Consider the following 20459-nt stretch of genomic DNA (forward strand, 5'->3'; position numbering starts at 1 on the left):
ATAAATTATTTAATGGATAAAAATGTGGTGATTTTCGCATTGGCAGGATCTTTTGCTTCCTTACCATATACATCAAAATCAGCCAGGTATCGTCTGTTTATATCCGATTGCCAGATATGCGCCCAAGTTTTACCAACGGCATATGGCAATTCACCTTCGGATATATATTTATAATATTTGCTGGAAGGAATCTCTTTGATAGTCAGGCTCAGGTTGGTGGGGATACTTTCTGCATCCGCAACCTTATAGCCCAATACGGTGGTATATTCACCTGTATAGTCACTCTCGTAATCGGTGTAGATACAGTAAATATCATCCGATACCTTCGGCATCGACTCCAAATAGCCGTTTCTCAGGAATATTTCCCACAACTTGGCTATATCACCCTGTGACTTATAATCCTGATTGGTAGTCCTTACGGAGATGCCAACAACAGAGAATTTATCCAAGACTACTTCCTCTTGTTTCATTTTTCCAAAACTTTAGTTATTTCGGCAATATATAAATAATGGAAATCTTTTTCGGGATACCATCTGTCTATTATCTTTTCATCAAGGAAAGCCCCTTCTTCGATACGCTGTACGAAAAGCTTCTTTGCAAAGATTACCCTTTCTGCTTCTTCGAAATAAGGCACACCATTGTCCATCGCAACGGATAATCCTGCTTTTGTTATCTTGTCCTCATCTCTTCCCGAAGCTTTTCCCAGATAAGCAAGAGCTTTCTTATAGCTGTCGTCGAAGAATGTCAGCGATAATGATTCTGAACTTTCTACGAATTCCCTTGTAAAACGTTGAGGACGTATAACAATAAAAACCACTTCTTTGTTCCACATGATGCCGAAACTACCCCAGCTTGCGGTCATTGTATTTACCGTACCATCGGCTTTGGCAGCGGAGATTAGCATCCATTTGTCTTTTATTTCAAACGGGTTGGGGGAGAAGTTTTTTATATTTATTTCTTTGAATAGACTCATTGTTTATTTATTGGTTGCTTAAACTCAGGAAATTCATAAAAATACAGGCTTTCTCCTTTCTCTTTATATTCTTTATTTTCAGCCTCAATTCTAAATACTATATAAGGTTCAGCAGACTTGTTTTTAGGCTTGTCAACTTGCACAATATAGCCTGTTATCGGCATGCCTCCTAGGAATTCTTCGACAGGCTGTATTGAATTTATCTTGAGCAATTCATTGTCAGCAAAAACTTTAATAGCCAAATTTTCCGGTTTTACAGAAATGTCAGCCACTTGTTCAGCTTTCTTTTTATCTAAATATATTTCTTGAGAATAAGATAAATATTTAGTTATGCTCATTGGGCGAAAATAAATGAAAAAACCGGGATAGCCGCCGAAGTTCTGAAATACTGTTGTACCATATACTTCCAGACGGTGGTAACGTGGGTTTATAACTAAATCCTTATTGGCTATAACGTTCCATGCCCAAAATTCTAAACGCATATCATCTTTAGGCACAGCATTCTCCCTTGGATATTCTTTTTTGCGCATAGCATACATTGCCATGTATTTACCTTTATCTACATTCTCTAACTTATAATATCCATCCTTATCTGTATATGTTATATAAGCATTGCTAAAGTCAGGATATAAAAGTCTGACCACACTGCTGTCTTTTGGCATACCTTCAAAATCGGTCACTTGTCCCGATATTGTAATTGTTTCCTGTGCTTTGATATATACTTTAGTATACATCAGTAATATAATTGATATAAAGATGATTTTTTTCATCCTTAATCCAGTTTTAATACTGCAAGGAATGCCTTCTGAGGTACTTCCACATTACCCACTTGTTTCATGCGTTTCTTACCTTCTTTCTGTTTCTCCAGCAATTTACGTTTACGGGAAATATCACCACCATAGCATTTGGCAGTAACATCCTTACGAACCGCCTTTATTGTTTCACGGGCTATAATCTTAGCACCGATAGCCGCCTGTATGGCAATGTCGAATTGCTGGCGGGGGATCAGTTCTTTCAGCTTTTCGCACATGCGGCGTCCGAATGTTACGGCATTATCCACATGGGTAAGCGTAGATAAGGCATCCACCGATTCGCCGTTAAGCAGGATATCCAGCTTGGCAAGTTTCGCCTCGCGGTAGTCGTGCATATGATAGTCGAACGAGGCATAACCTTTCGATATGCTTTTCAGTTTATCATAGAAGTCGATTACAATTTCGCCCAGAGGTATATCGTAAGTGATTTCCACACGGTCGCCCGATATGTAATCCTGCTTCAGTAAGATACCACGCTTACCGAGACACAATGTCATGATAGGGCCTATATAGGTCGTGTTTGTAATCACGGACGCGCGTATATACGGCTCTTCTATATAGTCGATCAATGTCTGGTCGGGCAATCCGGCCGGATTATGCACTTCCTTCGTATTTCCTTTTTTATCGTGCACAATGTAGGATACATTCGGCACGGTGGTTATCACATCCATATTGAATTCCCTGTCGAGACGCTCCTGTATGATTTCCATATGCAGTAGCCCGAGGAATCCGCAACGGAAGCCAAAGCCAAGGGCAACCGATGATTCAGGCTGGAAAGTAAGGGAGGCGTCATTCAACTGAAGTTTTTCGAGTGAGGCGCGCAAATCTTCAAAATCTTCACTTTCGATAGGATATACTCCGGCAAATACCATGGGCTTCACTTCTTCGAATCCGTCGATAGCCTCTTTACACGGGTTCTTTACATGGGTAATGGTGTCACCTACTTTTACCTCTTTCGATGTTTTAATACCGGATATGATATAGCCAACGTCTCCGCATGTCACTTCATTGCGGGGCGACATTTCGAGCTTTAGGACTCCGACTTCATCAGCGTCGTATTCCTTGCCGGTGGCGAAGAATTTAACCAGGTCTCCTTTACGGATTGTTCCGTTTACCACTTTAAAATATGCGATGATACCACGGAAAGAGTTGAATACCGAGTCGAAGATCAGAGCCTGTAAAGGTGCTTCCGGATCTCCTTTTGGTGCAGGAATACGCTCGATGATGGCATCGATTATATCATACACACCTTCTCCGGTTTTCCCACTGGCACGGATTATCTCTTCACGTTTTACTCCGAGCAATTCTATAATCTGGTCTTCCACCTCATCCGGCATTGCGCTGGGCAGGTCTATTTTATTCAGAATCGGTATAATCTCCAAATCATTTTCTATAGCCATGTAAAGGTTAGAAATAGTCTGAGCCTGTATACCCTGCGCGGCGTCTACAATAAGCAAAGCACCTTCGCAAGCCGCGATGGAGCGAGAAACTTCGTAGGAAAAGTCGACGTGTCCGGGAGTATCTATCAGGTTGAGGATATATTTTTCGCCTTTATATGTGTATTCCATCTGGATGGCATGGCTTTTGATCGTGATACCACGCTCACGCTCCAAATCCATATTGTCGAGTACCTGTGCCTGCATATCTTTACCTTCGACAGTGCGTGTGTATTCCAAAAGCCTGTCTGCAAGCGTACTCTTACCATGGTCGATATGTGCTATAATGCAAAAATTCCGTATTTTATTCATCTATATAATTTGATTCTTTTAATCTTCTTCAAACCGGGATAGAAACACTACCCCAAATTAGAGTGCAAATATACAAAAGAAATATCAACTTTTAATTATCGGACATTGCAAGCTTAGCGTAAACCGGTAATTTTTAAAAATTGTTTTATCGGTTTTGATTTTATTAAAGAAATATGTTCCTTTGTATGACTTACTTGTAAGATTCCCACCTGTTTTTATCCCTTCTTTTTTAAGGAAATTCAATTACCTGCCCGGATACGATCCTGTATGTTTAATCCTGATAACGAAGACTAGATTTATTCTTATATTAATAAACTCAGATAGTATAAATTATGATAGTAAAAAATAACTTTTATATAATTACCAGAGGTCCCGGTGCAGGTAAGACAACTTTGTTGAACGAACTTCGGAAAAATGGTTATAACTGTGTTCCGGAAACCGCACGGAATATAATCAAAGAACAGGTCGAAGCCGGAGGTCGTGCTTTGCCTTGGGATGATACCAGAGCATATTCGGATTTGATGCTTTCCCGTTCAGTACAGGATTTTATCAATTTGAAAGATAGGGAGGATATTTACTTTTTTGACAGGGGTATCCCCGATACATACGGATACGAGGTATTGATGGGGTTTGATATTGGCGGTGTATTGAAAAATGCTGTTGAGCAATATCGTTACAATCCTCTTGTATTTATTCTGCCTCCGTGGAAAGGAATATATGAAACAGACAGCGAACGAAAGCAGGATTTCCAGACTGCTATTGATACATACAAAGTGATGGTTGATGTATATAAGAATTTAGGTTATATACCTGTTGAAGTACCTCTTCTGACTGTATCAGAAAGAGCAGCTTTTGTAATACGGGAATTAAAATAGATATTACTGTATCAGTATAAATACATTTCCCTCATTTTCTGTATGTCAACACCTAAAACCTTTGTCAGATAGTTTTCTACCGAACCATGGTCTTTTTTTATCTGATCCAGTCCTGCCTGAAGAAATTCAGGTTTTACCTCGAAAAGTGAAGATATAGCCGGATATTGTGATTTTAACCCGGCATATTTATTAGCCAGATATGTATTTGATAATAAATAATCTTTCAATATAATTTGTTCATCAACACCTAGTGCCGATAGAACTAATGCAGCACCCATTCCGGTACGGTCTTTTCCTGCCGAACAATGGAACATTAGCGGAATATCATCGCCGTTCTGCAATAATTTGAAGAATTCCTTGTATTGATGTATACAAGCCGAATCGGTAACTAAGAGAATATTCATGTCTTTCATCATCCGGTTGGCTTGTTCTGCATTAATTTTGCTTATATCTTGTTTTACTGCTGCCATCAGGTCTCCCGGACTGATGGAATAAGTATAATTGTTCTTTACCGAAGAAGGATTCTTATCGGGGGCCTGTTCCATTTCTTCACCCGAACGGAAATCCACAATGGAAATTAACGGTATGGCAGCAAGATAACCCAGATCGGAGTCGGTCAGCTTGTGTAAATCATCGGAACGGAATATTTTACCCCATTTCACAAATTTGCCATCAGTGGTTTTGTATCCGCCTAAATCTCGGAAGTTATAACCTCCCGTCATTGGCAAATGCCTGTCGGATACAATTGCACTTCCTTTTTCTGTAATTATTTCAAAATAAGAACGTGCCGAATCTGTAATATTTAACGGGAATGTGCCACTGTCTATGCCTTGTGCTACAGGCTGGGAAAAGTCGATTCCATCAACAGACCTGCCTGCGTAAAGCACCCATTTACCTTGTGTATATATCTGTATAGTTGCAGCTTTCGTTGTTTTGTCCCTGATGATGGATACATCTTTCGAAATGTCTTCCCCGGTATATCCGGCTTGGTTCTGCGTCGCTTTCTTGTCGCATGATATGGCAATGAGTGAAGCTAAAATCATAGGTATAATAAGTTTTTTCATTTGTGCGTGTAATTTATCAGATAACAAAGGTACTCTGGTTTGTTGTAGTAAGCAAAACAAAGAATTCGTTTTCGGCCTTTATATGATTGAAAATACCTTTATTTAACATTTTGTATGATATTGATTATATGTGAATTGTATATAGGTTACAGAATGTGATGAAAAGTTAAATAATAAATATGGATTAAACCCCGGTCTCCAAATCATATCTAACCACTATAAAACATTTAAAATAAAGATTATGAAAAGATTATTTTTATCATTGGCTATAATAGCATCTATTTCCCTTACAGCATCAGTTAGTGCACAGGGAGGAAAAAGGGATGGAAAGCGTGGTACAGATTTTCAGAAAGAATTGAATCTGACTGCTGAACAGAAAGAAAAAGTAGAGTCTACCAATAAGGACTTTAAATCTAAAATGGCCGAACTAAGAGCTAAGTCTGATTTGTCGAAAGAGGATCGGCAGGCAAAAGTAAAGGAATTAAGAACGCAGCATCAAACAGCGGTAAATAATATACTGACTCCCGACCAACAAACTAAAATGAAAGAACTCATGGCTCAGAGGGGAAACAGAGACATGAAAAAAGGAGGTAAGGAGTTGAGCATGCGTGGAAAAAAAGATGGACGCAGTAAAGACATGAGAGCGGAAAGAAGAGGAGACCGTATGAAGGATTTAAATCTGACAGAGGATCAGAAACAAAAGATCAAATCATTGAATGAAGACTTTAGGACAAAATCACGAGAGTTGGCAAAAGCGCATGGTGAGGAACTGAATAAAGTATATACTCCTGAACAACAAAACAAACTGAAGGAATTCAGAAAAGATTTTAATAAAGACCGTCGTTTCGCGTTTAATGGAAGGAGAGAAATGGCTAAACTTGATGAAGCAAGCAAGACCAAATTGAAATCATTGCGTGAAAACTTTGAGAAGGAGAAGAAAGCTGTGGAATTGAGCCGTATTGCTCCTGATGCTCAAAAACAAAAAATTGCTGATTTACGTCAGAATTTCCGAAGAGAAAAACAAGAGATAATCAAAGAAGCGCGTAAAACTCAAAATAGCCAACCTACATAACACATTTATATATTTTCAAGAAGGCTGTCAAATATTTTGACAGCCTTCTTTTTTTGGGGTATTCTACTGCCTGCTTTGTTTTTCAAACTCTTTGGGTGTCATACCATATTGAATCTGAAATAATTTGATAAAATAGGATGGAGAGTTTATTCCTACAAGATAACAAATTTCATTTATCCTGTATTTCCCTTCCTGTATCAGTTGAGCTGCTTTTTGCAGGCGGACCAACCGTATAAAATCGGTAGGAGTAGTATCTATGGTTGCTTTGATTTTCCGGTGGAGGCTGGAGCGGCTCATATGAATGCGGTCGGCCAGACCTTCAACATTGAAGTCTGCATCAGTTATATTGTCATTAATGACTTCTATCACTCTGTTCAGGAATTGTTCGTCGGCTTTGTTCATATTTGATTGTTGAATAGGTAAGAATGGTTTTTTCAGGAATAGCTCTATTTCCCGTTTCCTGTTGTTCATCAGCGAAGTCAGCAATGTTTGCAGGTATTGAAATGAAAAAGGTTTCTCTACATATGCGTCGGCGCCTATCTCAAGACCTTTGATTTTGCTTTGCAGGTCGTTCTTAGCCGTAAGCAGAATGACAATTATATGGCTGTATTCTATATCGGATTTTATAGATTCGCATAATTCGAATCCGTCCATTTCCGGCATCATTACATCGCTGATTACAATATCTATACTTTTTACCTTTAATATTTTTTGAGCTTCTATTCCATTTTTTGCCCGCTCCACAATATATAGCTCGTCTAGTTTGTCAGCTATGAAATTGAGCATATCCGTATTGTCTTCAACTACTAAGACCGATTCTACATTCCTTTTCTTTGTCGAGGTTGTGTCGTGCTCTATAATATATTCTGATTGGGGTTCCGGTGGTAATTTATCTTCTATTCTGGACTCCTGATGCAAAGGGATTTTTAATATAAATGTATTCATTCCCGATTGTGAACTGTATAATAAATACCCGTCATGAAGTTCTGCTAAAGAGCGGGCAAGGGAGAGACCGATCCCAGAGCCGGAGGTTTCACGGAAAATAGTCTTTAATTGAAAGAACGGTTCAAATATTTTTTCTTTTAACTCTTCAGGTATTAAAGGCCCGTCATTTGATATCTGAAAAGTAAAGTATGTTTTGTCTCCGGAGAGAGAAATATCTATTGATGAATCCGAATACTTGAAGGCATTCGACAATAAATTGGTTAATATTTTAGTCAATCCTTCTCTGTCTACCGATGCAAAAATAGGATTATTGTCTGATGGCTGTATATTGATTGATTTTTTTGCAGAGGTAAATTGTTCGTCGAAGCGAGAAAGTATTTCGTTTAACAACAGGGTTATATCTGTATTTCTGAAACTTAGCAGGAACTTGTTGCTATCCACTTTTCTGAAATCCAGTAATTGATTGATGAGGTTAAGCAATTGCTTGGTGTTTTGTTCTATTATTGTAAGGTTCCGTTTGACAGAATCATTCGGAATGTCCATTTCTATTATAGATTCCAAAGGGCCATTGATGAGAGTAACAGGTGTGCGTATCTCATGGGCTATATCAGTGAAAAAATCGACTTTGGCTTCATAAAGTTCCCTTTCTTTTTCTATTTCAAACAGCTTCTGCTTTTCGTTATTCCTTTTCTGATATTTATTCAGAGAAAATCTCATAGAAAAATATAAAGAGGTTATGAATAGTATGAAATATACGAGATAGGCAATATTCGATGCCCACCACGGTGGTAGTATCACAATCTCCAGTGAAGCACCTTTTTCATTCCATAAGCCATCATTGTTTGTACCTTTAACTTTGAATATATATTTACCCGGAGGAAGTTTGGCGTAAGATGCGCTGTGATTATTTTTTGTATATATCCATTCTGTATCTATATTCTCCATTTTGTAAGCGTACATATTGGCTTGGGGTGCGGTATAACTGAGAGATACAAAGTCGAGGATGATATTGGCCTGATTGTATGGTAATTCTATCTTATCGGTATATAGAATACTTTTTTTAAGGGGCGAGCCTTCCATATTAGAATCAACTTCCTTATTGAATACTGAGAGTTTGGTAATATATACAGGAGGAACAAAATTGTTTGCTTTAAATTCTTCAGGCTTGAAGGCAATCATACCTTCCATACACCCAAAGAAGAGTTTACCTGAATTACTTATCAGTCCCGACTTATAGTTGAACTGGTTGGATAATAATCCCTCGTTCTGTGTAAAGATTTTTATATCCTTTGTTTCAGGATTAAAGCATACCAGCCCCGAATTAGTCCCAAACCAGAGATTATAATGTTTGTCTTCCAGTATCTTATATGCGACATCGTCGGGTAATCCTTCCTTTATTGAGTATGACGTAAATTTTTTGTCTTTCTTGTTGTAAACACAGATGCCACCCCGGTCGGTAGAAAACCAGATTTGGCCTAAATGGTCTTCGGTTATGCTGCTTACAGAATTGGAACTTAATTTGTTTTCTCCCTCAGCTTTGTGATGTATGACAGTATCTTGTTTAGGGTCATATTGGAAAACCCCATTACCCATTGTAGCTATCCATATATAGCCATCCGAATCCTCCATAATGTCGTATGTATAGCTTAGACCGAACTCCGTCATATGCCTGAATTTCATACTGCCTTTGTCGGCAATAAATATGCCCCAGGCATTACCCAGCCATATTCTTCCATTCCGGTCTTCACATAGTGCGTATATACTTTCTTCATTCAGCCCCATGTCTAGGTGCGAGTAATGTTGCATATTATCTGATGGACGATGGATTATGTCGAGTCCGTTTTTAAAGAAACCAACCCAGATTTTTGATTCCTGAACCAATATAGCCAGGGTCTTATTGTAAGAAAGATTATTTACCGGCCTGAATTTTTGTGTCTCCGGATTAAATACGGAGACGCCAGCATCTTCAGTGCCAATCCATATAGTTCCGTTCTTATCTTCTTTTATTTCCCGTATCCGTTTCGAGTTGAGAGAGCCGTATTCGCTGGTAGGGAAATATTTCTCGAATTTATTATTCCTGTTCGGAAGATAATTCACACCGCCAAAGTTAGTTCCTACCCATATTCCTCCCTCCTTATCCTTATATATCTTTTCTACTATATTGTCGGAAAGAGAATGGCTGTTGAGAGGGTCTTCTTTCACATGGTCTACAGTATGCAGTTTTTCGTTTATAATGTATAGGCCGGCTTGTGTGCCTACCCATATTTCTCCATCGTTGATAATGGTCACATGCCTGATTATTTTGTAGTTCAGGTCGGGCACATTCATATCTCTCAGTATATTCCGGCGTTTATCTAGCTTTAACAATCTCTCTTCGTGTATACCAATAATAATATCATCATTATCATGGCAAATCGTATATATGTTTTTTCCTGCAAGGGTTATATTATTCACTACATTGCCCAGATATTGGGTAAAAGTATCATCAGAATCATTATATAGAAATACCCCGGACCCGTTCGAGCCGATCCATACTCTTCCGTTTTTTTCTATGGCAATACATTGTGGGTTGCTTATGCTGGGCTTAAGGTCCTTAACGACTGTATACAAATATAATTTTCCGGAGGTAAGTTCATATCTGAATACACCCTGATTGGGTACTACGATCCAGATATTATTATTCTGGTCCTGTTGTATATCGGCGACCCATTCTTCAATGCCTGTACCCTGTGATGTGTTTAAGTCAAAAGAGCTGAACCTTTCTGTTACAGGATCGAATATGAAGATTCCCTTGTCTGTTCCCAGCCATAACTTTCTGTCCTGGCTTTCAAATATTGCACTGACGTTGTTGTTCCCTTTTTTTGTCACATTATCATAACAGTTGTATACTTTAAGAGAAACTCCATCGTAACGGTTGAGCCGGTTGCGTGTACCAAACCACATAAATCCGTGACTATCCTGATAAATGGATTTGACATTGTTTTGGGACAGGCCCATATTACCGTCGATTATAGAAAAATAATAATCGCTGGCGGATATATCTATAGTGAAAGACAGAAATATAAATATTGTGGTTAAGTATAAATTTTTCATGGAACAATATTATGTGAAAGAAAGTATTTAATGTAACACCACTTAACCATAATCGGCTATTGTTGCAGATGCTAAAATGAAAGATAGGTCTGCGACCTGAATAACGGATATCGTATTTGTAGCAAATATACGTATTCTAAAAATTACAACCGTCGCAATAAATATAACAAATGTCCGATTCTGGACAAAAAATACTTTTTACGACATATCTTTTATTTTTTGACATGACAGGAATTCCTGCAATAGAAGGTTAAATTTACATTTGCATCGGAGTGGATATTAAGGATACCGGTAAAACATATTAAATAATCCATGAGCTACCATTTGTGTTATTTTATTATAAACATTTAAATAAAAAATGCTATGAAAGAAAAGAATCCATAATGAAGATGGATAGTTTTTTGAAAAACCTGATCACGACGTCTATTATATTTCAAACAATTAAAACCATAAATCTTTTTATCTAAAATAAATAACTTATGAACAAGCGTATAAATCTCAAATCCGAGCTGAAAACAGTACTTACACTTCTGCTGTTTTTTATGTCGGGAGTCATTGCTTTTGCTCAGAGTATAAATGTTACAGGAGTTGTAACAGACGGGCTGACAAAAGAACCTCTAACAGGTGTTTCGGTTGTTGTTAAAGGCACTACTACAGGAACATTTACGGATATTGAAGGCAGATATTCTATATCAGCCGCAAAAAATGCAGCATTAGTATTTTCTTTCTTAGGTTTTGAATCTAAAGAAGTCCCTGTAACAGGGGAAATAATAAACATCTCATTGGAATCTCAGGATTTCCAGATAGATGAAGTAGTGGTAGTCGGCGCCGTTATGAAAAAAAGTGACTTGACCGGAGCTGTTTCGGGGGTGAGCGGTAAAGTATTACAGGAAAGACCGGTGACTAATATCAATCAGGCACTTCAAGGCCGTGTAGCCGGTGTTCTTATTAACTCTGCGGCGAAACCGGGAGATGATTCTTCCATAAAAATCAGGGGTATCAACACTATTGATGGAAAAACCGATCCGATCTATGTAGTTGACGGTTTAGTTATGGATAATTATGGTGGCGGATTTAACTCGGTCAACCTGAATGACGTAGCTTCTATTGAAGTATTGAAAGATGCTTCGGCGACAGCTTTATATGGCTCCCGCGCCGCTAATGGTGTTATTTTGGTTACAACAAAAAAGGGGAGTAAAGGAGAAGGCAGAGTGAATTATGACGGATGGGTTGGGGTTCGTTCATATGCGAAAAGACCTGCGACAATGAACTCAAAACAGCTATTTGAGCTTCGCAGAGATGCGGCTAGTAATAGTTTTATGGCAAGACATCCGAATGCGACACAGGCCGAAATTGATGCCAACATGCAGAATCGTATTATGACTGCCTATAATCCAAGAGGCGGGGGAGGATATGTATTCGGGCAGTATGAACTGGATGCCTATAACAATCCCAATTTTAAGGATTATGACTGGTTGGACGAGGTCACCCGTGATGCGGTGGAACACAATCATGTTTTGAGTTTTACAGGCGGAAGCGATAAAGGAACTTATTATTTAAGCTTTGGTTTTTCTGATCAGCAAGGTATGGTAAAGAAGATGGGAAGTAAAAACTATACGGGACGTGTCAATATTGATTTTAACGTTAAACCTTGGCTGAAAGTAGGGACAAATACTTCGTATATCCGTACAGAGTCGCAAATACACGCCAACGACGATGTTTTTGACAAAGCAAGAGGTGCTAACCCGATGTTGCCGGTTGATTACGATCTGCTTACACTAAACTATGGAGGATATGATGATGAGAATTACTTCAATCCACTGGGAACATTGCGTATAGACAACGACAGGGTAAGAAACCGTATCATTAGCTCCAATTTCTTGAATATCAATCCGGTTAAAGGACTGAATATAAGGACGACTTTCGCAATTAATAATTTTGAAGAATCCACTTTCAGATATCAGCCGAACGATATCCAACAAGCTATTCGTTACTCTAATAAGGGAGAAGCAGAACACAAAAGAGATAATGTTACAACCTGGCAATGGGACAATACTATTTCGTACGACAATACTTTCGGAGTTCACCGGATTAATGCGTTAATAGGGACCAGTACATCTAAAAATTCACGTAACTATACCAATGTTACAGGACGTGGATTCGATTCCAACCTTTTCGGATATCATAACATAGGAGCCTCGGAACGCCTTAACGACAGACTTATCAGTTCTGATTTTTATACCTCATCCTTGATGTCATATTTTGTGCGAGGCAATTATACATACGCCGATAAATATTACCTGACTGTTACTGCCCGTTATGATGGTTCTTCTAAATTTTCACAAGGTAACAGATGGGGTTTATTTCCATCTTTCTCAGGGGCATGGAACGTTACTCAGGAAGACTTTATGAAAAATATGACGTTTTTCGACCAATTGAAAGTACGTGTCGGGTATGGTATTGTAGGTAATCAGGAAATTGACAATTATTCCTATATGACCCTGTATAAGCCCAATATAGTAAACGATCCTAAAAACGGTTACTCTACAGTTTACGTTCCTGATTCTAAACAAGGAACACTGGATATCAACTGGGAATCGCAACATCAATTCAATGTCGGATTGGATATGGCATTCCTCAACAATAGAATCAAGATTTCGGCAGACTATTTCGATATTACCAATAGTGATCTGTTGATGACCAGAAATCTGGCTGAAACTTCAGGTTTTAAAACGGCTGTTGTGAATATCGGCGAAATCAGGAACCGGGGCATTGAGTTTACGGTAGACGTTAATGCGTTGAGAACAAAAGATATGGAATGGAATATATCGGCAAACTTCTCTAGAGACAAAAACAAAGTTACCAAGCTGTATGGAGATGTTGATCACGTCTTTAAATATGATGATTGGCAGAGTCTGAAAAAAGACGGTAACCTGTTTTTGGGTGAATCGCGTAACACTATTTACACGTGGAAAACCGGAGGCATTGCTCAAGCCGGCGATATGGATCGCCTAAACCAAATAGACTGGCAGGGTAAAAATGTAGGACCCGGCGATTTGTATCCGCTGGATGTTTCTGGTCCGAACGGTACACCCGACGGAAAAATAGACGATAATGACCGGGTGATAGTAGGTTCCTCCGACCCTAAGTTTTATGGAGGATTCTCTACAGATTTCACTTATAAGGGTATTTCTTTGAACGCGGTATTTAATTATTCCTACGGGGCTAAAAAGTTGAGTTCTTTGTACGAAACACTTATTGGTAGCAATGGCAGGAGTCTGGCTTCCGTCGATCTGCAGGATCGTTGGACACCTGAAAACACAGATGCCAAATTCCCACGTCCTATGTATCAGGATGGAAACGATGGAGCGTCGGCGTTTAATCCGTTTTCTGCCAGCCAAATGGATTTCTCTGTACAAAACGCTTCTTATCTGCGTTTATCAACACTGACTTTGTCGTATACTTTTCCGAGAAATATAGTCAATAGTCTGAAACTGGACAATCTGAGAGTGTACAGCACTGCTTCTAATGTATTCTGTCTGACTCAATACAAAGGTTATGATCCTGAAATGGGAGACTGGTATCCGCCGACAAGAATGTTTGTCTTTGGATTGAATGTATCATTCTAACTATTTATTAATGAGGGAAACCGATTGTAAAATGAATTAGAAATAAACCAAATTATTATGAAAAAAATAAATATAGTGTTGCTTGCTGTTGCCAGTTTGTTCGGTAGCTATTCATGCAGCGATTTTTTAGACGAAAGACCTCAGGGTGCGCTGACGCCTGATCAGGTTTATAAGGATTTAGGAATCTTGGAGCGTACGGTTGACGGTTTATACAAATCGTTTCGTGATTCGAAGGTACAACGACAGGGCTTTACCTTTTACCTGATAGGTACAGACGAAGCCCAACAAGGTATTAAAGAAGTGTTGACATATGCGAGTCAGCCTGGGCTCGATTACTATAATGGCCAGTTAAACAGCGAGTCTGATAGAATTTCAAATATGTGGCAGAGTAAATGGCCTATCATAAATACGGCATCGTTGAGCGTTTGCGGACTTAGTGTTTTGGAACAATCGGAGACGGATGAGGCAAAACTGAAAAGGATCAAGATACTGAAAGCCAATGCCAGTTTCATGCGTGCCATGTCTATGTTTGAACTGGCGATGTATTGGGGAGAGGTTCCGGTTATTGAAATTACAGATTTGAACCAGACAGAAATCGATAGATCGAGAAGACCATTGACTGAAGTGTGGAAACAAATTTTTGAAGACTTTAAATACGCATCCGAAAATCTGGACGAAGGCAAACAGACCGGGGATCGTGCCACCAGAGGGGCGGCTGTAGCCATGTTGGGCAAAGTATGTATGTATGCGCCTCAGGAGAGCGGTTATCGTGATTTTCAGGAAGCCATCGGTTATTTTGAGCAAATAAATGACGGACGCTATTCTTTAGAGCCTAGTTACGCGACATTATTTGACGAATGGGGTACGTTGGAGTTTAATTCTGCCGAGTCGGTATTTGAGATCAACTACGAACCTAATGACAACGGAAGAAGCGGATGGCAGTGGGACTTTGGTTCTAAAACCCTGGGACAAGCCGGTTATAGCGAAGAATGCTATCTTGGAGGATGGGATGTGATTATGCCGACAGTATATGCATACAGTATGAAAGACGATGGTGGAGTTTGGGAAGACGGAGACTTGCGCAAAAACGTCAATCTGCGTTATGAATGGATTTACGATGGTAAGACCTACACCGTTCCCACAGATGCAGCCGATGAATTGGATCCCCACGTTAAAAAATGGGAAGATAGACGCATTGATAAATTTGCACCCGCTTATCCGAATGTCTCTAACAGAAGTTATTACAGGGTGGGTAAGAATTATCCGATGATTCGTTTTGCGGACGTTCTTCTTTGTTATGCCGAATGCCTGAATGAAACAGGAAAAACTGCCGACGCGATCAACGTTGTGAACAATCAGGTGCGTAAACGTGCCTGGGGAGGAACACTTCCGGCTGATAAAGAGTGGAAAGGCCTTTCTCAGGAACAATTCAAAGAAGAGATGATGAACGAACGTATGAGAGAACTTTGTTTTGAAGGATGGAGACGAATGGACCTTATCAGAACCGGCAGTTTTGTGAAGCTGATCAAAGAACGCAATCGATGGGCTAAAGAATCCAATACGATTCAGGAATATCACATGCGCTATCCCATTCCGAATACCGAAATCAATAACAGTACGGATATTACGGAAGAAGATCAGAACCCGGGATATAATTAAAATAAAAACGAAATGGCTAAAACAACAGGTTTTATAGCTTTTATTTGTATAAGTTGCATATGCCTTCTGGCATGTGCATCTTGTACAAGTGAAAACAAAATAGAAAATAAAGAGTGGTCTGTCATTTATAATGAAGGTACCAAAACATTAGATTACAATCACAATGGAAAAAATATATTGTCCGGTGTATTTGTAAAAGCAAAAGTAGGAGATGACTTTATAGAAAGCACTGCTTATCCGGAAGTAAGTATTGCTAAAGAATCTGTTTCCGATATATTCGGCAATGGACAAAAATTTACTGTCAGTTATACTGGCTTATCCGGTAAACCTGATATCAAACAGGTATATTATTTCTATTCTGATAAGGAATACTTTCTTACAGAAGTATATCTGGAATCTTCAACAGATATTTCCAGTAATTATATAGCTCCGGTGTACACTATGGCACGAAATACTTTTTTACCACATGATGACAGTAACCGAGCATTGCGTGTCCCATTCGATAATGATGCTTTTGTACACTACCTTTCATCTCCCCTGACAGGAGAGGATATATCTTTCGAAGTAACGTCCATATTCAATGGAAAGGATCGGAACGGATTGGTTATCGGCTCGGTGGAACACGATACATGGAAGACTGGCATTCGTTACAAAGGGGAAGACAATCAATATATTACCGAACTGGAATGTTATGGCGGCGTAGCTCATGAATTAACAAGGGATATCAGTGACAAACCGGACAGGCCATCAAAAGAACACGGTAGTATAAAAGGAAAAAGCCTGAAATCGCCTAAAATATTCTTTGGCTTTTTCTCCGATTGGCGCCGAGGATTGGAGACGTTTGGTGAAGCGAATGCTTTGGTAGCTCCTCCCCGTAAATGGAATGGCGGAACACCTTTTGGCTGGAACAGCTGGGCTGCAATGGCAGAAAAAGTAAACTATGAGGGGGCAATAGATGTTTCCGATTTCTTCAAAAATGAATTACAGCCAAATAGTTTCGAAAACGACAATACTGTTTATATCGGACTGGATTCTTTCTGGGATAACTTTTCAGAAGATCAACTTCGTACTTTTGTAGAGCATTGTAAAGCTAACGGGCAGAAAGCCGGGATCTATTGGTGCCCGTTTTCTGACTGGCACGGAAATGCAGAAGCTACAGTTGAGGGCACTGACGGCAAATGGAAATACAAGGATATTTACTTATATGCTAACGGCAAACCCCGTAAAGTGGAGTCATTGGCCGTAGACCCGACTCATCCGGCAACAAAGCAAAGAATGGATTATTACATCAACAAATTTAAGAAACTGGGATATACTTATGTGAAACTCGACTTTATCAATAACGGCACGCTCGAAGCCGATTCTTTCTACAATCCTGCTGTAACAACAGGTGTACAGGCATATAACGAAGGTATGAAATACCTGTCGGACCTGTGTGGTGAAGATATGTTTATGGCCTTGTCCATCGCCCCTACATTTCCATCTCAGTATGGGACATCGAAGCGTATCAGTTGTGATGCATGGGGAGCGATGACAGAAGGTGAATGGGGCACTACAGGTTATATGCTCAATAGCCTTTCATTCGGATGGTGGCTCGACCGCGTTTATCCGTTCAACGATTCGGACCATATCCTGTTATATAAACCTCAGGAGGCGGCAGATTATAAAGAAGGAGCCAACAGAGGACGTATTACTTCGGCTGTTATTACCGGTATCTATATGCTGGGTGATAATTTCAGTCTGAAAAGAAGTTTCCCCGGAGATAAGGAAGCCCGCGATAAAGCCATGAAAGTGGCTACAAACAAAGATATCAACGATATAGCACGTATAGGCAAGTCTTTTTATCCGGTAGAGGGCTATACCGCCGCTGAGCCGGATAAAGCGGAATTGATGTATATGCTAGACACAAAAGAATATATTTATGTGGCTATCTTCAATTTTGACAAAAATACGGTTAAAGAAGGAAATCTGGATCTGACCCGTGTGGGACTGAAGAATGCCGATAAATCAGAAGTGAAAGAACTGTGGACATCCACTCAGCTTTCTATTAACAATAATAATCTGCAATACTCTGTTCCGTCACAGGATGTAAGAGTATATAGAATAGATAAATAATCCGCATAAATAGAGAATGATGAGAGTTTGGTTATCATGATCTAGTGTGGCAGATATACATATATACCTCGTATACAAATGAATGAGTGAGCGGCAAATAATTCTCGTTTGTTTAGAGGTGTATATGTATTCTCCACAAAATCGAAGGCAAAAGGAATAAAGATTAATAATAAAAAGAATATCTACTTTGTATAAAAATACAAAGTAGATACGTCTTCTAAAACATCTAATTTAAATGAGAACATCTGTATTAAGTATTTTTCTGCTATTTCTGACGACATTAAACGTATTCAGTCAGGAAAAGAAAGTTATACAAGTGGAAACGGACAATCTGGCGATGATATTCACCGCTTCTCCCAACGAAAAAGTAATCTTTCAGTATTGGGGTAACAAATTGAATGGGGTTTCCTCATTCACAGACAAAAAAATAAAAGGACAGCCCGACACAAACGATGATTTTGCCTCACAAATGTATCCTGCATACGGGGGGCGTTATTATCTCAATCCTGCATTAAAACTAACACACGATGATGGAGTCCTTACTACCGAACTGGTTTATGTGGGTACTCAGACAAAAACTCTGGATAGTAACAGGACAGAAACAGTTATAAGTCTGAAAGAAAAATTGTATCCTGTCTATGTAGATATCCGTTTTATTGCTTATAAGAAAGAGAATATTATTGCACAGTCGGTTACGATATCCCATAAAGAAAAAAGCGGGATAAAAGTAGAAAATCTGGCATCATCATATATCCCGATTCATGCCGAATCATATTATCTCACCCATTTCAACGGGACATGGGCTGCCGAAATGCAGATGGAAGAGGAAGAACTTACTCATGGGTTAAAAGTGATAGAAACAAAGAAAGGGGTAAGAGCCACCCAGTCGGAGAATCCATCGTTTCTTCTTTCATTAAACGGGCCTGCGAATGAGGACTCGGGTGAAGTATACGGCGGCTCGTTAGCATGGTCGGGCAATTATAAATTATCGTTTGAACTCGATGAAACAGGCAAGCTGGGTATTGTAGCGGGGATGAACCCTTTCGCTTCTACTTTCTATCTGAAACCGGAACAAAAACTGGAAACACCCGAAATGATTCTGACCTATAGCGCCAGCGGTGTGGGACAGCTATCGAGAAATTATCATGACTGGGCACGTAAATACGCTCTTGTTCATGGAGATAAATTGCGTCCTGTTATTCTCAATAGCTGGGAAGGCGCTTATTTTACATTCGATGAAAAGACTATAACAGATATGATAGACGATGCCGCTAAGTTTGGTGTGGAAATGTTTGTACTTGACGATGGATGGTTTGGTAATAAATATCCGCGTAATGGTGACAATGCAGGTCTCGGCGACTGGCAGGTGAACAAGAAAAAACTACCTAGAGGTATTAACTACCTGGCAGACTATGCAGTAAGTAAGGGTGTGAAATTTGGTATCTGGATTGAACCGGAGATGGTTAATCCTGATAGTGAACTGGCAAAAAATCATCCGGAGTGGATTGTCAAAAGCGGTAAACGCGATATTCTTCCGATGCGTAACCAATGGCTATTGGATTTAAGTAATCCTGAGGTGCAGGATTTTGTCTTTAAAACATTTGACGATGTGGTCTCCTTGTCTAAAAACATAAGTTATATCAAATGGGATGCCAACAGACATGTAGATAATGTAGGGTCCGATTATCTGCCCAAGGATGAGCAAACTCATTTCTGGTATGAATATGTGAAGGGATTGTATAAAGTATATGATAGAATCAGGGCAAAATATCCCGATATAGAAATACAGTTATGCTCTTCCGGTGGCGGACGTGTGGAATTCGGTGCATTGAAGTATCATACCGAGTTTTGGGCGAGCGATAACACAAATGCTTTGGATCGTATTTTTATCCAATATGGGACAAATCTGTTCTTCCCGGCTATCGCTACAGGATCGCATGTGTCTACCAGCCCTAATCATCAGACTGGTATGATAACTCCGCTAAAGTTCCGCTTCGATGTGGCTATGTCGGGCCGTTTGGGAATGGAACTGCAGCCCAAAGACATTGGGGACGAATACGAATTTGCCGTCAATGCAATAAAAGACTATAAAACAATCAGGCCGATTGTACAATTCGGCGACCTGTACAGGCTGATATCTCCGTATGGAAAGCATGGATGGGCATCGCATATGTATGTGTCGAAAGATAAGAAGCAATCAGTCTTTTTTGCTTACAGCCTTAAGTATCATGGGCGTACGACATATCTTGAAACCAAGCTGAAAGGTCTCGATCCGGGTAAGAATTATAGAATAACAGAATTGAATGTTAAACCGGGTAATAGCTCTTTCTCTGGAAACGGGCAGGTATTTTCCGGTGATTATCTGATGAAAGCAGGTATCAATCTGAATATAGGAAATCCGTTCGATAGTACTGTCTTGCTTATTTCTCAGGAATAAGGATCTGCATAAGTTAATCCTGTTATCCTGACTCAAC

Annotated in this window: 12 protein-coding genes; 6 read left to right on the top strand and 6 right to left on the bottom strand. The window is 39.4% G+C overall.

All coding sequences use genetic code 11. The features are described 5' to 3' along the window. Positions 1–5 precede the first annotated feature (5 nt). The 4 genes from IR083_RS20645 to lepA all read right to left on the bottom strand — a co-directional run bounded on the left by IR083_RS20645 (position 6) and on the right by lepA (position 3533). Positions 6–470 (bottom strand): GyrI-like domain-containing protein, encoded by a 465-nt coding sequence (locus IR083_RS20645; RefSeq protein WP_006799486.1) that lies wholly within the window; start codon positions 468–470, stop codon positions 6–8. Further along, a complete protein-coding gene (locus tag IR083_RS20650; protein ID WP_194225714.1) occupies positions 467–973 on the bottom strand; it encodes a flavin reductase in 507 nt (168 codons plus the stop codon). Before IR083_RS20650 ends, IR083_RS20645 begins: the two co-directional genes overlap by 4 nt. After that, the gene (locus tag IR083_RS20655) at positions 970–1653 is read right to left on the bottom strand and encodes a carboxypeptidase regulatory-like domain-containing protein (protein WP_317174779.1); all 684 of its coding nucleotides are present in this window, start codon (positions 1651–1653) and stop codon (positions 970–972) included. The genes IR083_RS20650 and IR083_RS20655 overlap by 4 nt, the downstream gene beginning before the upstream one ends. 92 nt (positions 1654–1745) lie before the next feature. Next, positions 1746–3533 carry a translation elongation factor 4 gene (gene lepA, locus IR083_RS20660; protein ID WP_006799483.1) on the bottom strand — a complete coding sequence of 596 codons (1788 nt, stop codon included), beginning with the start codon at positions 3531–3533 and terminating at the stop codon, positions 1746–1748. Positions 3534–3865: 332 nt separating this feature from the next. On the opposite strand from lepA, the gene IR083_RS20665 reads away from it, so the two are divergent. Beyond that, entirely contained in the window at positions 3866–4408 is a 543-nt protein-coding gene (locus IR083_RS20665) for an AAA family ATPase (RefSeq protein ID WP_194225716.1), read from the top strand. Positions 4409–4419: 11 nt separating this feature from the next. Here the strand turns inward: IR083_RS20665 and IR083_RS20670 are convergent, their stop codons facing one another. Further along, a complete protein-coding gene (locus IR083_RS20670; RefSeq protein ID WP_194225717.1) occupies positions 4420–5472 on the bottom strand; it encodes a tyrosine-protein phosphatase in 1053 nt (350 codons plus the stop codon). A gap of 241 nt (positions 5473–5713) precedes the next feature. Between IR083_RS20670 and IR083_RS20675 the strand changes: the two genes are divergently transcribed. Continuing rightward, positions 5714–6544, top strand: a complete 831-nt coding sequence (locus IR083_RS20675) for a Spy/CpxP family protein refolding chaperone (RefSeq protein WP_194225718.1) — start codon at positions 5714–5716, stop codon at positions 6542–6544. Between the two features lie 63 nt (positions 6545–6607). On the opposite strand, the gene IR083_RS20680 is transcribed toward IR083_RS20675, so the two are convergent. Beyond that, positions 6608–10582: a two-component regulator propeller domain-containing protein gene (locus tag IR083_RS20680; RefSeq protein WP_194225719.1), complete on the bottom strand. Its 3975-nt coding sequence runs from the start codon at positions 10580–10582 to the stop codon at positions 6608–6610. A gap of 479 nt (positions 10583–11061) precedes the next feature. Here IR083_RS20680 and IR083_RS20685 point away from each other — a divergent pair, with 479 nt between their 5' ends. The 4 genes from IR083_RS20685 (at position 11062) to IR083_RS20700 (ending at position 20422) form a co-directional block, all read left to right on the top strand. Further along, a complete protein-coding gene (locus IR083_RS20685; protein WP_242052497.1) occupies positions 11062–14211 on the top strand; it encodes a SusC/RagA family TonB-linked outer membrane protein in 3150 nt (1049 codons plus the stop codon). 57 nt (positions 14212–14268) lie between these two features. After that, positions 14269–15870: a RagB/SusD family nutrient uptake outer membrane protein gene (locus IR083_RS20690; protein ID WP_006799475.1), complete on the top strand. Its 1602-nt coding sequence runs from the start codon at positions 14269–14271 to the stop codon at positions 15868–15870. A 12-nt stretch (positions 15871–15882) separates the two neighbouring features. Continuing rightward, on the top strand, positions 15883–17985 hold the full coding sequence (locus IR083_RS20695; protein WP_194225720.1) for an alpha-galactosidase: 2103 nt from the start codon (positions 15883–15885) through the stop codon (positions 17983–17985). A gap of 235 nt (positions 17986–18220) precedes the next feature. Continuing rightward, on the top strand, positions 18221–20422 hold the full coding sequence (locus IR083_RS20700; RefSeq protein ID WP_194225721.1) for an alpha-galactosidase: 2202 nt from the start codon (positions 18221–18223) through the stop codon (positions 20420–20422). The last annotated feature ends 37 nt before the right edge of the window (positions 20423–20459 follow it).

Origin of the sequence: Dysgonomonas sp. GY75 (assembly GCF_015234155.1) — a bacterium.
GTDB lineage: Bacteria > Bacteroidota > Bacteroidia > Bacteroidales > Dysgonomonadaceae > Dysgonomonas > Dysgonomonas gadei.